Source organism: Neoroseomonas oryzicola (genome assembly GCF_012163135.1).
GTDB lineage: Bacteria > Pseudomonadota > Alphaproteobacteria > Acetobacterales > Acetobacteraceae > Neoroseomonas > Neoroseomonas oryzicola.
Genome location: NZ_JAAVUP010000001.1, coordinates 253,578 through 271,627 on the forward strand (window position 1 = coordinate 253,578; position 18,050 = coordinate 271,627).

Here is an 18,050-nt window from a genome sequence, read left to right on the forward strand (position 1 = left end):
CGAACGGGAAACGCGCATGACCGCGACCATCAGCCGGGAACAGCAACTGATCGAGGCCGAGGCCGCCTGCCTGCGGCGCGGGGCGAAACTCACGCCGCTGCGCCGCCAGGTGCTCGAGCTCATCCTGGCCGCGGATTCGCCGGTCGGCGCCTATGCGCTGCTCGACCGGCTGAAGGCCGACCGGCCGGGGGCCGCGCCGCCCACCGTCTATCGCGCGCTCGATTTCCTGCTGGAGAACGGGCTGATCCACAAGGTCGAGCGGCTGAACGCCTTCATCGGCTGCGTCGAGACCGGGCACGGGCACGCGCACGACCACCCGCATCAGTTCCTCATCTGCCGCCGCTGCGGCGCGACGGTCGAGATCGCCGACAGCGCGGTGGCCGACGCCATCGCGGCGGCCGCCGCGCGCGTGGGATTCACGGCGGTCGAGGCCACGGTCGAGATCGAGGGCGTCTGCGCGCGCTGCGGCACCGCCTGACTTGGCGCGACGTCCCGCCAGTGCGGCGGGCGTCCCGTGTCCTTGCGATCGATCATTGTGACGCGGGCCGCCGACCGGCAGGCTGTCGGGGTGACGCCGAAGCGACCGCTGGCCATGGGGCCGCGGCAAGGAGGAGGAAGGCACGCACATGATCTCGCCCACCATCATCCGGGGCGCCGGCCTGGCCGTCGCGCTCGCCGTGGCCGGCGCCGCCGCGCCGGCGCTCGCCCAGGGCCAGGCCGCCGGCGGCGCCCCCGCCGCCTTCACCACGGCCGACCTCGCGCGGCTGTGCGGCCCGGCGGCCGACGACGCGAATGCCATGGCGCTGCGTCCGGCCTGCTACGCGACGCTGGTGTCGATCGGCCAGGTGCATTCGCTCTACACCACGGGCCGCAACGCCCAGCGCCCGATCTTCTGCCTGCCGGAACAGGCGCCGACGCTCGACACCGTCTCGGCCGCCTTCGTGTCCTGGGCGGCGGCCAACCAGCAGTATTCCACCACCCGCGCGGCCGAGGGCGTGCTCCGCTTCGCGGCCCAGACCTATCCGTGCCCGGCCGCCCCGGCCGGCCGCCGCCGCTAAGCGAGGAGGAGACCACCATGACCACCCGCAAGCCTCTCCGCCTCGGCGCGGTTCTTGTGCTCGGCCTCGGCCTCGCCGGCTGCGCCGGCATGACCGAGAACCAGCGCGCCACCGCGACCGGCGCCGGCATCGGCGCCCTGGGCGGCGCCGCGCTCGGCTCGCTCTCGGGCAATGCCGGCTGGGGCGCGCTGATCGGCGCCGGCGTCGGCGGCGCCTCCGGCTACGCGATCAGCAGCAGCCGCCAGCGCTGACGCACCGGGGCCGCCCTGACGGGCGGCCCTTCGCCTTGCACGTTGCGAATCCGGCCTGGGGCGTCCGACACTCGTCGGGCGCCCCGAGTCGCCCTGAAGGGCGGCCGCGAGTTCGCGTGACGCAAGGAAATGACAGACATGCGCCTCAAGACACTCCTCACGGCGGCGGCCCTGCTGGCCGCGGCGCCGGCCTTCGCCCAGGCGCCGCCGGCGGCGCGCGGGTCCCATACCGCGACGGTCGCCGAACTCGCCGCGCTGTGCGGCACGCCGCAGACGGATGCGAACTTCGCGAGTGCCGACGGGCTCTGCCGCGGCTTCATCGCCGGCTTCGCGCAGTACCACGCCGTCATGACGCAGCCCGGCACGCGGCACCGCCCGCTGTTCTGCGTGCCCGACCCGGCGCCGACCGGCACGCAGGCCGCGGCCGCCTTCGCGACCTGGGCGCGCAACAACCCGCAGGTGTCGAACGAGCTCGCGGTGGATGGCCTCGCCCGCTGGTTCATCGCCACCTATCCCTGCCCGCAGCCGCCCGCGCGGCGCCCGGCGCGCTGAGACGGAGACCGCATGATGCGCAAGATCGCCATTCTTCCGGCCGCGGCCCTCGTCGTCGGCCTCGGCGGCTGCTCGGACGGCAGCATGACGCAGGGCGGGCGCGACGTGCTCGCGGGCGGTGCCGTCGGTGCCCTCGCGGGCGCGGCCATCGGGTCCTTCACCGCCCATGCGGGCGTGGGCGCGCTGATCGGCGCCGGCGCCGGCGTGGTCGGCGGCTACCTGTGGCACCAGCATGAGCTCGCCGAGCGCCAGGCGGCCGAACGCCGCCAGCAGCAGCTCAACGCGGCCTATGAGCGCGGCTACAGCCAGGGCCAGCAGTCGCGCCGCACGACGACCAGCAACTGATGCGGGGAAGGGCGGGCGGCCCGCGGACCGCCCGCCGCCCGGTCACTTCGGCAGGGTCGCGAGGCCCTGTTCGAGATCCGCGATCAGGTCCGCCACATCCTCGAGCCCGATGTGGATGCGGACGGTGAAGCCGCCGAGGTCGGGGCTCGTCGCCGTGCGGGTGATGAAGCCCGTGGTCGGCAGGGCGAGGCTTTCATACCCGCCCCAGGACGCGCCGATGCCGAACAGCGCCAGGCTGTCGATGAAACGGAAGATCTCCGCTTCCGAGTAGCGCGGCTGGAACACCACGCCGAACAGGCTGCAGGACCCGGTGAAGTCGCGCGTGAACAGCGCGTGCTGCGGGTGGGACGGCAGCCCCGGATGCAGCACGCGCTGCACCTCCGGCCGGCCTTCGAACCAGCGCGCGACGGCCAGCCCGCTCTGTTCCTGCTGCTTCAGGCGCACGGCCATGGTGCGCGCGCCGCGCAGCGCCAGCCAGCAATCGTCGGGGGCGGCGAAATGCCCCATCTGGCTCGCCGCGCCACGGACGATGAGGAAGTCCTCCTCGGTGTTCGTGGTGATCGAGCCGAGCAGCACGTCCGAGTGCCCGCCGACATACTTGGTCAGCGCCTGGATCGACACGTCCACGCCGTGCCGGAACGGCATGAAGTGATGAATGCCCCAGGTGTTGTCCATCAGCACCTTCGCACCGCGCGCATGGGCGACGCGGGCGAGGGCGGGGATGTCCTGCAGCTCGAAGGTGTGGCTGCCTGGGCTCTCGGTGTAGACGACCTTGGTGTTGGGCTTCATCAGCGCGGCGATGCCGGCCTCGTCGATCGCCGGGGCGTAGAAGGTCGTCTCGATGCCATAGGCGGCGAGCAGCCCGTTCGCGATGTTGCGCGCGGGGCCGTAGACGCTGTCGGGCATCAGGCAGTGGTCGCCGGCCTTGAGGTAGGCCATCAGCGGCACGGTCACGGCCGCGAGGCCGGTGCCGACCAGGGTGCAGCGCGTGCCGCCCTCGATCTCGCAGATGACGTCCTCGAGCGCGTAATGCGTCGGCCCGCCCTGCGTGCCGTAGGTCATGACGCGGTTGTAGCGGTCCTTGGCGAAGGACCGGCGGCTCTCGCAATCCGGATGCAGCACGGTCGATCCGCGATGCACCGCCGGGTTCACGAAGCCATGGGCATGCGTGCCGGCGCGGCCGGCATGGGACATCTGCGTCGCGAAGCGGTAGTCGTGACGCGGCTTGGAGACGTCGTCGGGCATCAGGCGCTCTTTTCCTTGGTTGTTTCCGGGCGCGAAGCCCATTCGGTCCAGGAGCCGTCATAGACGGCGGGTTCGGGCAATCCGGCGCGCACCATGCCGAAGGCGATGACGCAGGCGGTCACACCCGAGCCGCAGGAGGTCACGACCGGCTTTCCGCCCGCCGCGCCCGCGGCGGCGAAGATGGCGCGCAGCGTCGCCGCGTCCTTCATCTTCCCGTCGGGGCCGGACATCTCGGTGGCCGGCACGTTGCCCGCCCCCGGCATGTGCCCGGAGGGCAGGCCCACGCGCGGTTCCGGCGCGGCGCCATCGAAGCGACCCTTGGCGCGCGCATCGAGGATGAGCGCCGAGCCGTCGGCGACGATCTGCTTGATGTCGCCGATGCCCTTCAGCATCGCGGCGCGGAAGTCGGGGATGAAGGTCGCGGCCGGCGGGGCAGGGGCATCGCCGGTCTCGACCGCGCGGCCCTCCTTCTTCCAGGCCGGCAGGCCGCCATCGAGCACTGCGACCTTGTCGTGGCCGAACAGCCGCATCATCCACCAGCCGCGCGGCGAGGATCGCAGCCCGTGCTGGTCGTAGAACACCACGCGGGTGTCGTTGGACACGCCGAGCGCACCCATCATCCGCGCGAACTTCGCCGGCGTCGGCACCATGTGCGGCAGGTCGGTCTCGTCATCGGCGATGGCGTCGATGTCGAACATCCGCGCGCCCGGGATGTGCGCGGCGCGGAAGCCGTCATGCTTGTTGCCGGTCTCGTTCGGCAGGTAGGTCGAGCAGTCGAAGACGACCAGGTCCGGCTTGCCGAGTTCCCCGGCCAGCCATTCGGTCGATACCAGCATCTCCATCGGCGTCATTCCCCCGCAAGCACCAGCGTCACCCGCCGGTTCGCCTTGCCCTTGTTCTCGATCTTCGCAACCTCGACGCGGCCGATCTCCCCGGTGCGGCGCACATGGGTGCCGCCGCAGGGCTGGTAGTCGACCGGCGCCGCCGGATCCCCGATGCGCACCAGGCGGACGCGCCCCGACCCGCGCGGCGGCTGCACGGACAGGGTGCGCACCAGGCCCGGATTGGCGTCGAGCTCGGCCTCGGTGATCCAGGTCTCGCTGACGGGATGGTCCGCGGCGATCAGCGCGTTGAGCCCTTCGGTCAGGCTTTCCTTGGTCGGCGGATCCGGCAGGTCGAAGTCGAGGCGCGACTTGTCCGCCCCGATCTGCCCGCCGGTGACGCCCGCGCCCGGGATCAGGCTGCACAGCAGGTGCAGCGAGGTGTGCATGCGCATCAGCCGATGCCGCCGCGCCCAGTCCAGTACGGCCGTCACCTCGGCGCCGACCGGCGGCAGCGCGGCGTCCGGCGCGGGAACGTGCAGGACGGTGTCCTCGGGGCCCTTCAGCGTATCGGCGATGGCCATCTCGCCGCCCGCCCAGCGCAGCATGCCCACGTCGCCCGGCTGTCCGCCCGCGCGGGCGTAGAAGTTCGTGCGGTCGAGCACCACGCCCTCGGGCGTCGCGGCGACGACGCGCGCGGTGATCTCGCGCGCATAGGCATCGTCACGGAAGACGAGTTCGGTCGGCATTCAGGCGGTCCAGTCCTTGAGCATCGCCGCGCGCCGGCGGGCGAAGGCCGAAAGGCACAGCGCGCCGGTGGCGTTGCAGATGCGGTTGTCGTCGAGCATGGCCAGCGCGTCCTCGGCCGGAAGTACGCTCAGGCGGATGTCCTCGTGCTCGTGCTCGAGCCCGTGGTGCCCGACCACGCCCGTTTCCGGCAGACGCACGCGGGCGAGGAAGAGGCTGATCGTCTCGTCGCAGCCGCCCTGGGTCAGGATGTAGCGGCCGAGCGGGACGACGCGGTCGGGCTCGAGGCCCGTCTCCTCATGCAGTTCGCGGCGCACGGCCTCGACGGGATCCTCGCCGTCCTCGAGCAGGCCGGCAGGGCATTCCACCATCACCGGCGGCAGGCCGGCGGCGAGCGCAGGCAGGCGGAACTGCTCGATCAGCGCGACGCGGTCCGCCCAGGGGTCCCAGGGCAGTACGGCCACGGCCGCGCCGCGGCGGAGCAACTCCCAGGTCTGCACGCCGCCTTCGCCGCCATCGAAGCGGCGCTTGCGGAAGCGGATGCGCTGCACGGGGAAGCGGCCGTCCCAGACCACCTCCTCCGAGAGCACCGTCACGTCGGGATGCGCCGGGATCGGCTTCGCCTTCGGGTGTCTGGCGTTCATGCGGGCCGGACCCTACCCTTGGCCGCCCGGCCCGTCCATGCACCGGGGCGCAGGGGAGGGCAGCAGCCAGGATGGAGAAGGCCAGCAGCGGCACGAGCGGGACCGCCCCCGCCGACCCGCAGGCGCGCACCCGCGCCCAGCGCCGCGCCATCCTCCTCGTCCTGCTGGCGACGGCCGCCTTCTCGCTCGCCGCTGCCTGCGCCAAGACGATCGGCGCCGGCGTGCCGGTCGCCGAGGTCATCCTGTTCCGCAACCTGTTCGCCATCCCCGCGCTGCTGCCCGTGGTGCTGGCCAGCGGCGGTCTCGCCGCGCTCGCGACCCGCAACCCGATGAGCCACGCCGCGCGCACGGTCTTCGGCATGATGGGCATGGTCGGCGCCTTCTACGGCTACGTGCACCTGCCGATCGCGACGGTCACCGCGCTCGGCTTCACCATGCCGCTGTTCCTCACGGTGCTCTCGGTTCCGTTGCTGGGGGAGTCGGTCGGCTGGCGCCGCGGCCTTGCCGTGCTCGTCGGCTTCGCCGGCGTTCTGATGATGGTCCGCCCCGGCGGGGCGGCGATGGAGGGAGCGGGGCTCGCCATCACGCTCTGCCTGCTCGGATCGGTCGGCTGGGCGCTGGCGATGATCACCATCCGCCGCATGGGCGAGGCCGGGGAGAGTTCCGTCGCCATCGTCTTCTGGTTCGCGGTGGGGTCCGCGGTGCTGGCGGGCATCGCCGCACTGCCTGGCTGGGTCTGGCCGAGCCTGACCGAATGGGCGCTGCTGCTGGGGATCGGGTTGATCTCGGCGCTCGCGCAGGTGGTGATGACGACCGCCTACCGCACCGGCGAGACGACGCTTCTCGCGCCCTTCGAATACGCCGCGATCATCTGGACGACGGCGCTTGGCGCCTTCGTCTGGGCGGAACTTCCGGATGGATGGGACTTCGCGGGGATCTGCGTGCTGGTTGGCGCAGGGATCTACATCTGGCACCGCGAAGTCACGCTCGGCGTGAAGCGATGACGATCGCGTGATGTTCCGGCGCGTCCTTCCCCTTGGGGCAGTTTATTCTTGAACCGGCGGTGCCCGTTCCCGTCCAGTGACTTCCTGCGAAGCGCCTGAATTCCTTACGAAAGCACGGCCGCATGAACGAGGTCTCAGCGCGACTGCCGCGTCCCGGTGCGGATGCGGCCCGCCTGTCCACCGCCGGTGCCGAGCAGCGGGGCGCCGCGCTGCGTCCGGTCGTCGTCTCCACCGCCGCCCTGCCGCCGGAACGGCAGTTCGATGCCTGGCGTTCGCTGAGCGTCCCCTACCTCGACGGCGTGAAGGTGCATGAGCGCGCCGCGCCCGGCTTTCCCGCGACCGGGACGGCGCTCGGCTTCGGGCCCTTCATGTTCTATGGCGCGACGCTGCCGGCCTACGATTACGGCCGCACCGCCGCGCGCATCCGGCGCGATTCCCTCGACCACTGGATCATCGCCGTCTGCCGCCGCGGCCTGCACCGGCAGAGCGGCTGCGGCGCCGATGTCGAGTTTCGCCCCGGCATCCCTTACGTCCTCAGCATGGCCCGCCCCTTCGAGGCCGAGCGGCGGGGGGAGGAGATCGAGTGGCTCTCTCTCTTCGTCGCGCGCGACGCGGTGCCGGAGCTCGAGCCCGCGTTGTCCGCCGCGCTCTACCGACCGATCGAGACGCCCTTCGGCCGCATCCTCGCCGACTTCCTGGCGACGCTGGGCCGGGAGGCGACGGCACTGACCGCCGCCGACCTGTCGCGCCTGGTCGAGACCACGCGCAGCCTGCTCGGCGCCGCCGTTACCTCGGTGACCACGGAGGACGGACAGGGCGCAACGCTGCTCGAACCGCTGCACCTCGCGCGCGTGCGGCGGATCATCCGGGAGAACCTCGGCGCGGCGACACTTGGCCCCGCGCGGCTGTGCGCCCTCGCGGGGATCTCACGCTCGGCGCTCTACCGGCTGTTCGAACCGCTTGGCGGCGTCGCGTCGGCGATCCAGCAGGAACGGCTCGCCCTCGCGCACCGCCTCCTCTCCGATCCGGAGGAGCGGCGCGGCATCGCCCAGATCGCCGAGGCGGCGGGCTTCTTCGATCCCTCGACCTTCAGCCGGGCCTTCCGGCGGGAATTCGGCATCGCGCCGCGCGACCTGCGTGCCGAGGCCTTGGCCGGCATCGCGCCCTTGCCGCGGTCCGTGCGGCGCGGCGACGGTGCGGATCGCGGCTGCCTAGTGGACCTGCTGCGCGCGCTCTGAACCGCCCTATTCCGGCTCGGCCGACGCAAGGTGCAGCAGCGCGATGCCGATGAAGGTGAGGAACATCGCGGCATTCGCCTGGCCGTTCCATTCCCGCGACTGCCACATCGAGAACCACTCGCCGGCGACGACGAGGAAGCCGAAGCCGTAGAGCACCGCGCCCGCCGTGAGGCCCAGGATCGCCGGCGCGCGGGCCGCGTTCCACGCTGCGCCCGTGCCCGCCCGCGCGCCCCACAGCCGCGCGACGCCGAACCACAGCAGCGCCGCCGTGCCCACCTGCCAGGCGATGATCGCGGCATAGGCCGCATGATGCGCCCAGGGCGTGGTGATCGCCCGCCACATCACGCCCGGCGAGCGGAAGGTCGTGTCCATCGACATGACGTGCTGCACGAAGGCGAAGTTGGTGCCGTAGTCGGTGATGTTGCCGAAGGCGATCAGGCTGAAGAATGCCGCGAGCGATGCGGTCAGCGCGATGCGGGACAGGCGCAGCGCCGTCATGGTGGCTACAGCGCCTTGCGGAACCAGACGCGGGCATGGCCCGCGGGCATCCCCTCCAGCCGGCCGAACTCGACATACCCGTTCGTCTGCCAGAAGCCCGGCGCCTGGAAGGAGAAGGTGTCGGTATAGGCGTTGGTGCAGCCGCGGTCGCGCGCCACGGCCTCGGCGCGCTTCAGCAGGTCGGCGCCGACGCCCTGGCCGCGCAGGTCGGGGCTCAGCCACAGCCAGTCGATGAACAGCCAGCCCCAGAAGGTCAGGCCGAGCAGCCCGCCGAGCGTCTTGCCCTCGGCGTCCTGGACCAGCAGCGTCACCGGCTCGCGGTCGTAGGACCCGCCCATCGCCTGGTTGAAGTCGTGCAGGCCGCGCTGGATGGCGCCGACCGCCTCGAATTCCGGCGCGGCGTCCTCGACGATCTCGATGCCCTTGAGGCGGGGCTTGCGGGTCCGCACGCTCATCCGCCGAAACGTCCCCAGGCGGCGACCGCGACGGTCAGCACGCCGATACCGAGGTTCGCCGTCACGCCGAGCCGGATGCGGTTCATCGCCGCGGCGGCATCGGCCGTGCGGCCGTCGGCGATCGCCGCGCGCATCGCCTTCCACGGCACCATCGTCACGTAGAGGAAGACGCCCGTCATCACGATGCCGGTCAGGTTCATCAGGTGCACATGCCAGACGCTCGCGCCGAAGCCCCAATAGGACAGTCCGAAGATGGTCCAGCCGGTCAGCAGGATGATCGGCACCACGTGCCACAGGACGCGGAAGAAGCGCCGGAAGACTTCCTGCATCAGCGCGAGGCGCTGCGGGCCTTCCAGCACCCCATGCGCGGCGGGGCGCAGCACCAGGATCGCGAAGGCCATGCCGCCCACCCAGAGGACGGCGCCGAGCACGTGCAGGACATAGAGGATGGTCGCCATGCGGACGCCCTACGCGCCCCGCAGCGCGGCGGCAAGGGCGCGCATCTCCTCGGCCGCGACGCCCTTGGGCGCCGCCTCCACCGCGCCGAGCCCGGCCATGAAGGCCTGTGCGAAGGCGGTCCGGTTGCCGATGGTCGCATCCGCGAGCGGCAGGCCGCGGTCCCGGATCGCCGCCGTCACGCTGTCGAGCAGGCGGCCGGAGGCAGGCGCACGGTTCAGCACCAGCAGCACCCTGCGCCCTTCCTTCTTCGCGAGGTCGAGCGTCGCATCCATCGACCACAGGTCGGCTGCCGAGGGCTGCAGCGGCACCAGCACCAGGTCGGAGGACCGGATCGCGACACGCGCATCGGTGTCGTCATGCGGCGCGGTGTCGAGCAGCACCACGTCGCTGTCCCGCCGCAGCCGGTCAAGGATGCCGGGCACGCGCCAGCCCGACGGCGCTTCGAAATGCAGCGGCCGCGCCTTGGCCGAGCGGCCGCGCAATTCGTCCCAGCGGGCGAGGCTGTGCTGGGGGTCGACGTCGATCAGCGCCACGCGCTGCCCCTGTTCGGCATAGGCGGTGGCGAGGTTGGCGGCGATGGTCGACTTGCCCGCGCCGCCCTTGCGCTGGGCTACGGCGATGACGAAGGCCATGAGCGACTCCGGTGACGGCGGCGCAGCATACCAGGGTGCGCCGCCGGTCGCGCCGTCAGTCGAGGAAGGGGTTCCGCCCGCCCCGCGTCCGCGGCCCGTAATGCTGCGCAAGGTAGTTGACGATGGTCTCGCGGAATTCGCCCTCGAGCGGGTTCATGCCCTGCTTCTCGGCCATCCAGTCCATCAACTCGTCCCAGCGCTCGCGAGAGAAGGCGCTGCGGCGGATCAGCGCCGTGTTGTGGCAGACGGTGCAGTAGGCGAATGTTTCCGACCGGCCTTCGCCCTCGGCGAGGACGGTTTCCTCCTCCTGCGGGGCGGTGAAGCCGGCCTGGCCCGGCGCGTTGCCCTGGGCGAGGGCCGCCGCGACGGCGCCGAAGGCCAGCGCCGCCGTCGCGATCGACAGCTTCCGCATCAGCCGACCAGGATCGCCACGCGGCTGATGGCGTTGGCGCCGTAGCCCTGCGGGTTCCAGTTGGTCGCCGCGTGGGGCTGCATGCGGCCCTCGCTGTCCGTGGCGCGGTGCCAGATCTCGAAATAGCCGTCCGAGGGCAGGCGCACGCCGGCCGTCCAGACCTGCCAGGCATGGCGATTCGCCGGCGCGCCGAGCTGCGCCGGCTGCCAGGTGGCCCCGTAGTCGATCGAGACGTCGACTGCCCGCGCGGTGAGGTCTCCGGCCCAGGTCTTGCCGCGCAGCGCGACGTCCCGCGTGCCGGCCGGCATGCGGGTGCCGTGCGCGATGTTCGTCAGGATCGAGCGGACCGGCATGCTTTCCATGTCGGTGAAGTCGGCGCCGTTGTTGCGGCTGCCCGGCACGATGGGCCGCACCGGCACGCGGTACGAGGTGCCGCCCATGCCGCGGCCGCGATGCGGTTCGGCCAGCAGCTCGATGCGCGTGAACCACTTCTGGCTGAGGCTGCCCGGCCAGCCCGGCACGACCAGGCGCGCCGGCGCGCCGTTGATGTGCGGAATGGGCTGCCCGTTCACCCGGAAGGCGATCAGCGTGTCCTCGTCCATCGCCTTGGCGATCCGCATGCCGCGGCTGATCGCCTCGCCCTGGGCCGAGAGGTGGCTGTCCGCGCCATGATGGCCGGTGAAGCGCGCCGTCTCCTTCATCCCGGCGGCGCGCAGCACGTCGCGCAGCCGCACCCCGGTCCATTCGGCGCAGGAGATCGCGCCGTTGCCCCATTGGTTGCCCGAGGTCTGCGGCGCGAAGGCCGACCTTCCGTTGCCGCCGCATTCCATCTGCAGCCGGCGGGTGACGACCTCGAAGCGCGCGGCCAGGTCGCCGACCGAGAGTTCGAGCGGCGTGGCGACCTCGCCCGTGACGCTGATCTTCCACGACCGCGGATCGCCGGCGAAGGCGTCGGGGATCTGGCCGTTGTTGCGGATGAACATCTTGTCCGAGGGCGTGACCTCGTCGTCGAGGAGGTTCTCGGGCGTCTCCGCCACCAGAGGCCGCTCGCCGAGGATGATCAGCGGCGCCTTGCCTTCCATCTGCAGCAGCTGCGGCCCGCCCTGGGACTGCGCGAGCGCCGCCGGCAGCAGCCCCGCCGGCATGCGGGAGGCGAAGGGAATGGCCGCGCCCAGCGCCGTGCCCATGGCGGCGAGCGCCGCCCCCTTCAGCGCACCTCGCCTGCCCCAGGCGAGGGCGTCGGCACGTTCGGGGTCGTCGCGATAGAGTTCGTGGAGCGAGCGCTCCTGTCGGGGCGTGGTGGCCATCCCGGCATCCTCCCTGGTTTGATTCTCTTGCCGGGAGCATCCTGCATGCATGCGAGACAGCGCAAGTCAGGCCCTCCTGACCCCCGAGGAGATGAGCCGTGCCGATGCTGCGGCCATCGCCGGCGGCATCCCCGGCGAGCGGCTGATGGAGGCCGCCGGCCGCGCGGTCGCGCGGGCTGCCATCCGGCGCTTCCGGCCGTGCCGGACGCTGGTGCTGGCCGGGCCAGGCAACAATGGCGGGGACGGGTATGTCGCGGCCCGCATCCTGGAACAGGCCGGTTGGCCGGTGGCCGTCGCGGCGCTGGCGCCTCCGCGCGCCGGGACGGATGCGGCCGCCGCGGCGGCGCGATGGCACGGGCCGATGACCGCCTTCGCGCCCGCCGAGGCCGCCCGCGCGGCCCTCGTCATCGATGCGGTGTTCGGGGCGGGGCTGACGCGGCCTGTCGATGGCCCGGTGGCGGAGACGCTGGGCGCGTCGGGCGGTCCGATCCTGGCGGTGGACGTGCCCTCGGGCCTCGACGGCGCGACGGGGCAGGGCAGGGGCGTCGTCGCAGCCGCGGCGCTGACCGTGACCTTCTTCCGGCTGAAGCCGGGGCATCTGCTCATGCCGGGCCGGACGCTCTGCGGCGAGACGGTGCTGGCCGATATCGGACTGCCCGGCACGGTGCTGGAGACCGTGCGGCCGCGCTGCTGGCAGGCCGGGCCGCCCTTGTGGCGCCTGCCCGACCATGGCCCCGCGGCCAACAAATACAGCCGCGGGCATGTGACGATCCTGGCCGGGGCGGGCATGACCGGGGCGGCGCGGCTCGCGGCGTCCGGGGCCCGCCGGGCCGGGGCGGGGCTTGCGACGCTGCTGGCGCCGGACCGCGCCACGGCGGATGTCCTGCGGACCGGCGATCCCGGCGTCATCGTCAGCGAGGCGCCGCTCGCCACCCTGCTGGCCGACGAGCGCCGGCGCGTCTGGGTGGTCGGGCCTGGCATGCCGGCGGCGCCCGAGACGCTGGCTGCCCTGGCCGCGATCCGCGACGCGGGGCGGCAGGTCGTGGCCGATGCGGGCGCGATCGCCGCCGCTGCCGGCCGCCCCGAGGCCCTGGCCGGCTGCGCCGTGCTGACGCCGCATGAGGGCGAGTTCGCGCGGGTCTTCGGCCCCGTCGGCGGGGACCGGCTGCAGGCGGTACGGCGTGCCGCGGCGGCGGCCGGCGCGGTGGTGCTGCTGAAGGGACCCGACACCGTCATCGCCGCCCCGGACGGGCGGGCGGCGGTCAATGCCCATGCCCCGGCCGCGCTCGGGACGGGCGGCACCGGGGACGTGCTGGCGGGGATGATCGCGGCCTTCCTCGCCGGAGGGATGCCGGTCTTCGAGGCCGCCGCGGCGGGTGCCTGGGTCCATGGCGAGGCTGCGTTCCGCTGCGGGCCTGGCCTGATCGCCGAGGATCTGGCGTCGCGGATCCCCGATGCGCTCGCGGCGGCGCAAGGTGCGACCTAAGATCTAATTAAAACAGATATATAATCGAATTTACTTAGAATTAAGTTTAAGAATGCCCAGATTTCGGACGCGGAAAACAACCTGGGCGCGCAGAACGCCGATCACATTGACCGCAACAGTGTCATTCCGGTTCCCCTTGCGCCCTGAAGTGGGTGATCCTCACCCGGTCGACCCGTTCCGGAACCATCTCACGCCGCGTAACCACTTCTGCGTGAACTATATCTAGGTTGTGGGAAGCGCATCTCCACACCACATCCTGATCTGAAAAACAAGACTCTCGAAATTGATGCAAGCCGTTGATTTCATGACTCAGTTGCTCATACGTTAACGCCTCCTGAACCAGGGGGCCCACAGTGAGCAGCAACCTCATCACCGCGCTCCACCAGGAGGAGCGGTCCATCATCGCGGAACTTCGCGCGTCGCGGCTCTTCCAGCGCCTCGAAGGCGTCCGGAAGTTGCTGTCGCTCTATGATGCGCAACCCGCCACCTCCACCGGGATCGACGGGCTCGCCGAGGCGGAACGAGCGGCGGCCGCGCCCGCCGCGCCGCTCCGCATGGTTCCGCCGCAGGCCGCCGGCGCGGTGGCCTCGCAGCCCATCCCGATGCCCGGCCCGGCCGAGACCGTCGGCCATGAGCCGGTCCGCGCCCAGGCCGCCGGCGAGATCGCCGCCGAGGCCGGCAGCGTCGTCTCCAGCGTGCGTGCCGCGCTTCTCGGGATCGGCAAGGCCTGATCCAGGGGAAGCACCCAGCGAAGGGCCGCGCACCGGGGGGTAGCGCGGCCCTTCTGCTTTCAGGGGCCTGCGCGTCACGCTTTCGCTTCACGGGATGTGTCGCTAGATTTCATTGCTGACACGACCGGGGGTGTGCATGTCCGACGTTGCGATCCAGGCCGGCCTTCTCGACCGCGCGCTGCGGCGCGTCTCCACCCTCTGGCGCGACATGGCGGCCGTGGTCGGGGTGGGGGACCAGGCGGACGCCGATCTCGCCGCCCGGCTGCGCGACTGCCTCGAGGGCCGCGGGGGCGAGGTCTCCGCCCGCGCCCGCGCGGCCGGCCTCGCCGAGGCCTACCGTACCCTCGACCAATCGGGCCGGACGGAGTTCCTCCGCGCCCTCGCCGCCTTCGATTCAGATCCGGCCGCCGTGAGCAAGGCGATGGAGAAGGTCGTCGCCGCCGGCGATGCCGCCGAGCGCGCGGTCGCGACCGCCCGCCTGCGCCGGGCGCTCGAACCCCCGCGGATCCGGCTGCTGACGGCCTTCGCCGCCATCCCCGACGGGGTGAAGTTCCTGGTCGACCTGCGCGCCGACCTGATCGCGCGGCTGGACGGGGACAAGCTGCTGCAGGCGCTCGAGACCGACCTCAAGGGGCTGCTCGCCTCCTGGTTCGACGTCGCCTTCCTCGAACTGCGGCACATCGACTGGCGCTCGCCGGCCGTCATCCTCGAGAAGCTGGTGGAATACGAGGCGGTGCACCGCATCCGCACCTGGCGGGACCTCAAGAACCGGCTGGATTCCGATCGCCGCTGCTACGCCTTCTTCCATCCCCGCATGCCCGAGGAACCGCTGATCTTCGTCGAGGTCGCGCTGGTGCAGGGCATGTCGGACAGCGTGCAGCGGCTGCTCGACGAGAAGGCGCCGGTGCTCGACCCCCGCCAGGCCGACACGGCCGTCTTCTATTCCATCAACAACTGCCAGCGCGGGCTGGACGGCATCTCCTTCGGCAATTTCCTGATCAAGCGCGTGGTCGGGGTGCTGTCGGATGAAATGCGCAATATCAAGCAATTCTGCACGCTTTCTCCCATTCCGGGTTATCGGAAATGGCTCGATGCGAGCCTCGCCGCCGGCGAGATCGCGCTGACCGAGGAGGAACGGAAGGCGCTGCGCGCCCTCGCGCCGCTGCTGCCGCCGCCCGCCGAGGGCACCCCTGAGCCGGACGAGGCCACGATCCTGCGCGGCCTGCTCGCCCGCCGCCCGCCCTGGCGGGAGGAGGCGACGCAGAAGGTGCTGGAACCGCTGCTGGCCCGCCTCTGCGCGCGCTACCTGCTGAAGGAGGAAGCGCCGCGTCGCCCTGGCCGCGCCCGCGACCCGGTGACGCATTTCCACCTGTCCAACGGGGCGCGGATCGAACGCGTCAACTGGAAGGCCGACATCTCCGACAACGGCCTGCGCCAGTCCCATGGGCTGATGGTCAACTACCTCTATGACCCCGAGCGGATCGAGGACCACCACGAGGCCTATGTCGGGGAGGGGCGGCGTGCCGCCTCGGCTGCCATCCGGAAGCTGGCGAAGCCTTAGGAGTAGGACTGCATCATCGCCCGCACCCGCGGGTAGATCTCCTGCTGCCAGCGCTTGCCGGCGAAGACGCCGTAATGGCCGACGCCGGTCTGCAGGTGGTGGCTGCGCATCGAGGTCGGCAGGGACGGGCAGAGGTCGAGCGCGGCCATCGTCTGGCCCAGGCCGCAGATGTCGTCCTTCTCGCCCTCCACCGTCATCAGCCCCATGCGGCGAATGGCCCTGGGCTGCACCGGCCGGCCGCGCCAGGTCAGCCGCCCGGTCGGCAGGTCATGCGTCTGGAACACGCGGCCGACCGTCTCGAGGTAGAATTCCGCCGGCAGGTCCATGACCGCGAAATACTCGTCGTAGAAGCGGCGATGGGCCTCGGCGGCCTCGCTCTCCCCGGCCGCGAGGTTCCGCCAGTAGGTTTCGTGCGCCGCGATGTGCCGGGCGATGTTGAGGGACATGAAGGCGGTGAGCTGCGTCACCCCCGGATAGACCCGCCGCCCCGCGCCGCGGCTGCCGAAGGGCACGGTCGCGATCAGGTTGCGCTCGAACCACGACAACGGCTTGCCTGAGGCGAGGCGGTTGACCAGCGTCGGGTTCAGCCTGGTGTCGATCGGCCCGGCCATCAGCGTCACGCTGCGGGGGCGGGCGGGGTCGCGGTCCTCATGCATCAGGGCCGCGGCGGCGAGCACGGCGACGGAGGGCTGGCAGACCGCCAGCACATGCGCGCCTTCGCCCATGGCGCGCAGGAAGGCCATGATGTGCGCGACGAAGTCGTCGAAGCCGAACGGCCCGGCGGACAGCGGCGCGTGGCGGCCATTGTGCCAGTCGGTCACGTGCAGGTCGAAATCCGGCAGCAGCGTCTCGGCGGTCGGGCGCAGCAGCGTCGCGAAATGCCCCGACATCGGCGCGACCAGCAGCAGCGGCGGCTGGCGCACCGGCGCATCCTTGCGGAAGCGCAGCAGGGTGCCGAAGGGCGTGGCGTGCACGGCCTCCTCGCTGACCGCGACTTCCCGGTTGCCGAGCAGCGTGCGCTGCAGGCCGAAATCGGGCCGGTCATGCGTGGTGCGCAGCCCGGCGAAGAGGTCGAGCCCGGCGAGGAGCCGCCGCATCGCCGGCGCCGCCCCGGCCCCGGCGCCGCGCATCATCGCCGCGGCGAACATCGCCTGGTGGCGGATGGGCGCCAGCGCCCGAGCATGGCCGTCGTAGAAGGAATAGATCATCGCCGGTCGCTGTCCGCTGGCACTCGGCGCGACGGAGATGCTAACGCTGTGCCAGGGACGATCGGCACGGCAACACCTTCATCGAGGACCGCGGCATGGCCGAGGCGACCCTGCTCATCACCAACCGCAATTATTCCTCCTGGTCGCTGCGCGGCTTCCTGCTCGCGCGGCTGTCGGGCATCGACTTCGTCACCCAGCCGGTGTCGGCCGCGGATCCGGCGGTGCGGGAGGAACTGCTGCTGCGCTCCTCCTCCATCCGCTACCCCGCGCTGCTGCATGATGGCGTGCGGATCTGGGACGTGCTCGCCATCGCCGAATACCTGAACGAAGCCTTCCCGGCCGCCGGCATGCTGCCGGACGAGAAGCATGCGCGGGCGCTGTGCCGCTCCATCTCGGGCGAAATGCATTCCGGCTTCGCGGCGATGCGCTCCGCCCTGCCGATGAATCTCAGGGCAACCCGCGCCGGCTTCCCGATCTGGTCCGGCCCCCGCGCCGACATATCGGCGATCGAGGCGATCTGGACGGATTGCCTGGAGCGCAGCGGCGGGCCCTGGCTGTTCGGCGCGCGCCCGTCCATCGCCGATGCGATGTACGCCCCGGTCGCCACGCGCTTCCGCACCTATGACGTGAAGCTCAAGGGCCATCCGGCGGCCTATGCGCGCCACGTCCTCGCCTGGCCGGACCTGGTCGAATGGACGCGCGACGCCGCCGCCGAGCCCGAGGAGGAGATCGCCGAGCTCGAGGTGGAGTTCTGAGCGTATCCGCCGGGCGCGTGCCGCGATCGGCCGCGCCCGGCGACTGCCGGCCAGGCAGCGCACCTTGGCTGCGTCAGCCCGGCGCCGCGCCCTCGGGCCAGGGCACCGGCTTGGGCACCGCGCAGGGGCCCTCGGCGTCCTGGGTGCCGAAATCCGCCGGGCCGACGACCTCGAGATACTCCATGTCCGGCGAGTAGTCGTAGAGGTAGTGGACGATGCCCGGGCGCTGATGGATGCAGTCGCCGGCCTCGACCAGCGTCTCCTTGTCCTCGTACATGAACTTCGCCCAGCCCTTGAGCATGATGACGATGTGGAAGTCGGCCTGGTGCGTGTGCCAGCCGGTGCCGGCCTCGGGTGCTGCGTTGGCGCGGACCAGGTGGGCGATGACGCGCCCGCCCGTGGCCGCAGCGATGCCGAGGTCGCGATAGGCGAAGAAGGACCTCAGCCCATCGAGCCGCCAGGGCGTGTCGCCCGGCTTGTTGTGGGAAAACAGGTTGACGGTCGTCGCGTCGAGCATGGCGCAGCTCTCCAAGGGGCCGGCCAGCCTCTCGGGGCCAGGGGCCAATGGCGCCGCACGATGACTTCCTCGCGGACAGCCTCGCGCCGATGGTGCTGCCGATGCAAGCGGAATGCTGCGTTGC

General features: G+C 71.7%; 23 protein-coding genes. 11 read left to right on the forward strand and 12 right to left on the reverse strand.

The window, feature by feature from the left end:
• The first annotated feature begins 16 nt into the window (after positions 1-16).
• The 5 genes from GWK15_RS01205 (at position 17) to GWK15_RS01225 (ending at position 2,206) form a co-directional block, all read left to right on the forward strand.
• Positions 17-478, forward strand: coding sequence for a Fur family transcriptional regulator (locus GWK15_RS01205; RefSeq protein WP_245211376.1), 462 nt, complete (start codon positions 17-19; stop codon positions 476-478).
• Positions 479-626: 148 nt separating this feature from the next.
• Positions 627-1,058: a Rap1a/Tai family immunity protein gene (locus GWK15_RS01210; RefSeq protein ID WP_168038267.1), complete on the forward strand. Its 432-nt coding sequence runs from the start codon at positions 627-629 to the stop codon at positions 1,056-1,058.
• 17 nt (positions 1,059-1,075) lie between these two features.
• Positions 1,076-1,309, forward strand: coding sequence for a YMGG-like glycine zipper-containing protein (locus GWK15_RS01215; protein ID WP_168038269.1), 234 nt, complete (start codon positions 1,076-1,078; stop codon positions 1,307-1,309).
• A 138-nt stretch (positions 1,310-1,447) separates the two neighbouring features.
• Complete coding sequence (locus GWK15_RS01220; RefSeq protein WP_168038271.1) at positions 1,448-1,861, forward strand: Rap1a/Tai family immunity protein; 414 nt, start codon at positions 1,448-1,450, stop codon at positions 1,859-1,861.
• A 12-nt stretch (positions 1,862-1,873) separates the two neighbouring features.
• The gene (locus GWK15_RS01225; protein ID WP_245211377.1) at positions 1,874-2,206 is read left to right on the forward strand and encodes a glycine zipper domain-containing protein; all 333 of its coding nucleotides are present in this window, start codon (positions 1,874-1,876) and stop codon (positions 2,204-2,206) included.
• A 42-nt stretch (positions 2,207-2,248) separates the two neighbouring features.
• Here the strand turns inward: GWK15_RS01225 and metC are convergent, their stop codons facing one another.
• From metC to GWK15_RS01245, 4 genes are read right to left on the reverse strand one after another with little or no spacing between them, the layout of a single operon-like run.
• Positions 2,249-3,451 carry a cystathionine beta-lyase gene (gene metC / locus GWK15_RS01230; protein WP_168038273.1) on the reverse strand — a complete coding sequence of 401 codons (1,203 nt, stop codon included), beginning with the start codon at positions 3,449-3,451 and terminating at the stop codon, positions 2,249-2,251.
• Positions 3,451-4,293: a 3-mercaptopyruvate sulfurtransferase gene (sseA, locus tag GWK15_RS01235; protein ID WP_168038275.1), complete on the reverse strand. Its 843-nt coding sequence runs from the start codon at positions 4,291-4,293 to the stop codon at positions 3,451-3,453. Before sseA ends, metC begins: the two co-directional genes overlap by 1 nt.
• A 5-nt stretch (positions 4,294-4,298) precedes the next feature.
• Positions 4,299-5,021 carry an alanyl-tRNA editing protein gene (locus GWK15_RS01240; protein WP_168038277.1) on the reverse strand — a complete coding sequence of 241 codons (723 nt, stop codon included), beginning with the start codon at positions 5,019-5,021 and terminating at the stop codon, positions 4,299-4,301.
• Entirely contained in the window at positions 5,022-5,663 is a 642-nt protein-coding gene (locus tag GWK15_RS01245) for an NUDIX domain-containing protein (protein ID WP_168038279.1), read from the reverse strand. It abuts the gene before it with no gap.
• A gap of 71 nt (positions 5,664-5,734) precedes the next feature.
• Here GWK15_RS01245 and GWK15_RS01250 point away from each other — a divergent pair, with 71 nt between their 5' ends.
• Both GWK15_RS01250 and GWK15_RS01255 read left to right on the forward strand, forming a co-directional pair.
• Positions 5,735-6,667, forward strand: coding sequence for a DMT family transporter (locus tag GWK15_RS01250; RefSeq protein ID WP_168038281.1), 933 nt, complete (start codon positions 5,735-5,737; stop codon positions 6,665-6,667).
• A gap of 122 nt (positions 6,668-6,789) precedes the next feature.
• The gene (locus GWK15_RS01255; protein ID WP_168038283.1) at positions 6,790-7,905 is read left to right on the forward strand and encodes a helix-turn-helix domain-containing protein; all 1,116 of its coding nucleotides are present in this window, start codon (positions 6,790-6,792) and stop codon (positions 7,903-7,905) included.
• Positions 7,906-7,911: 6 nt separating this feature from the next.
• Here GWK15_RS01255 and GWK15_RS01260 read toward each other — a convergent pair whose 3' ends face one another.
• Genes GWK15_RS01260 through GWK15_RS01285 form a run of 6 tightly spaced genes read right to left on the reverse strand, consistent with a single transcriptional unit; the run spans position 7,912 to position 11,668 of the window.
• Entirely contained in the window at positions 7,912-8,403 is a 492-nt protein-coding gene (locus GWK15_RS01260; RefSeq protein ID WP_168038285.1) for a DUF2165 family protein, read from the reverse strand.
• A 5-nt stretch (positions 8,404-8,408) separates the two neighbouring features.
• The gene (locus tag GWK15_RS01265; RefSeq protein ID WP_168038287.1) at positions 8,409-8,858 is read right to left on the reverse strand and encodes a GNAT family N-acetyltransferase; all 450 of its coding nucleotides are present in this window, start codon (positions 8,856-8,858) and stop codon (positions 8,409-8,411) included.
• Entirely contained in the window at positions 8,855-9,316 is a 462-nt protein-coding gene (locus GWK15_RS01270; RefSeq protein ID WP_168038289.1) for a CopD family protein, read from the reverse strand. The genes GWK15_RS01265 and GWK15_RS01270 overlap by 4 nt, the downstream gene beginning before the upstream one ends.
• Positions 9,317-9,325: 9 nt before the next feature.
• Positions 9,326-9,949: a ParA family partition ATPase gene (parA, locus tag GWK15_RS01275; RefSeq protein ID WP_168038291.1), complete on the reverse strand. Its 624-nt coding sequence runs from the start codon at positions 9,947-9,949 to the stop codon at positions 9,326-9,328.
• A gap of 55 nt (positions 9,950-10,004) precedes the next feature.
• Positions 10,005-10,361: a hypothetical protein gene (locus GWK15_RS01280; protein ID WP_168038293.1), complete on the reverse strand. Its 357-nt coding sequence runs from the start codon at positions 10,359-10,361 to the stop codon at positions 10,005-10,007.
• The gene (locus GWK15_RS01285; protein WP_168038295.1) at positions 10,361-11,668 is read right to left on the reverse strand and encodes a sulfite oxidase; all 1,308 of its coding nucleotides are present in this window, start codon (positions 11,666-11,668) and stop codon (positions 10,361-10,363) included. The genes GWK15_RS01280 and GWK15_RS01285 overlap by 1 nt, the downstream gene beginning before the upstream one ends.
• Positions 11,669-11,717: 49 nt before the next feature.
• Between GWK15_RS01285 and GWK15_RS01290 the strand changes: the two genes are divergently transcribed.
• The 3 genes from GWK15_RS01290 to GWK15_RS01300 all read left to right on the forward strand — a co-directional run bounded on the left by GWK15_RS01290 (position 11,718) and on the right by GWK15_RS01300 (position 15,446).
• Entirely contained in the window at positions 11,718-13,154 is a 1,437-nt protein-coding gene (locus GWK15_RS01290) for an NAD(P)H-hydrate dehydratase (RefSeq protein ID WP_168038297.1), read from the forward strand.
• Between the two features lie 353 nt (positions 13,155-13,507).
• The gene (locus GWK15_RS01295) at positions 13,508-13,885 is read left to right on the forward strand and encodes a hypothetical protein (RefSeq protein WP_168038299.1); all 378 of its coding nucleotides are present in this window, start codon (positions 13,508-13,510) and stop codon (positions 13,883-13,885) included.
• Between the two features lie 136 nt (positions 13,886-14,021).
• Positions 14,022-15,446 carry a malonyl-CoA decarboxylase gene (locus GWK15_RS01300; protein ID WP_168038301.1) on the forward strand — a complete coding sequence of 475 codons (1,425 nt, stop codon included), beginning with the start codon at positions 14,022-14,024 and terminating at the stop codon, positions 15,444-15,446.
• Here GWK15_RS01300 and phaZ read toward each other — a convergent pair.
• The gene (phaZ, locus tag GWK15_RS01305; protein ID WP_168038303.1) at positions 15,443-16,654 is read right to left on the reverse strand and encodes a polyhydroxyalkanoate depolymerase; all 1,212 of its coding nucleotides are present in this window, start codon (positions 16,652-16,654) and stop codon (positions 15,443-15,445) included. The two genes, GWK15_RS01300 and phaZ, sit on opposite strands and share 4 nt — an antisense overlap.
• Positions 16,655-16,749: 95 nt before the next feature.
• Between phaZ and GWK15_RS01310 the strand changes: the two genes are divergently transcribed.
• Entirely contained in the window at positions 16,750-17,409 is a 660-nt protein-coding gene (locus tag GWK15_RS01310) for a glutathione S-transferase (protein ID WP_168038305.1), read from the forward strand.
• 73 nt (positions 17,410-17,482) lie between these two features.
• On the opposite strand, the gene GWK15_RS01315 is transcribed toward GWK15_RS01310, so the two are convergent.
• Entirely contained in the window at positions 17,483-17,926 is a 444-nt protein-coding gene (locus tag GWK15_RS01315; protein ID WP_168038307.1) for a cupin domain-containing protein, read from the reverse strand.
• Between the last annotated feature and the right edge of the window lie 124 nt (positions 17,927-18,050).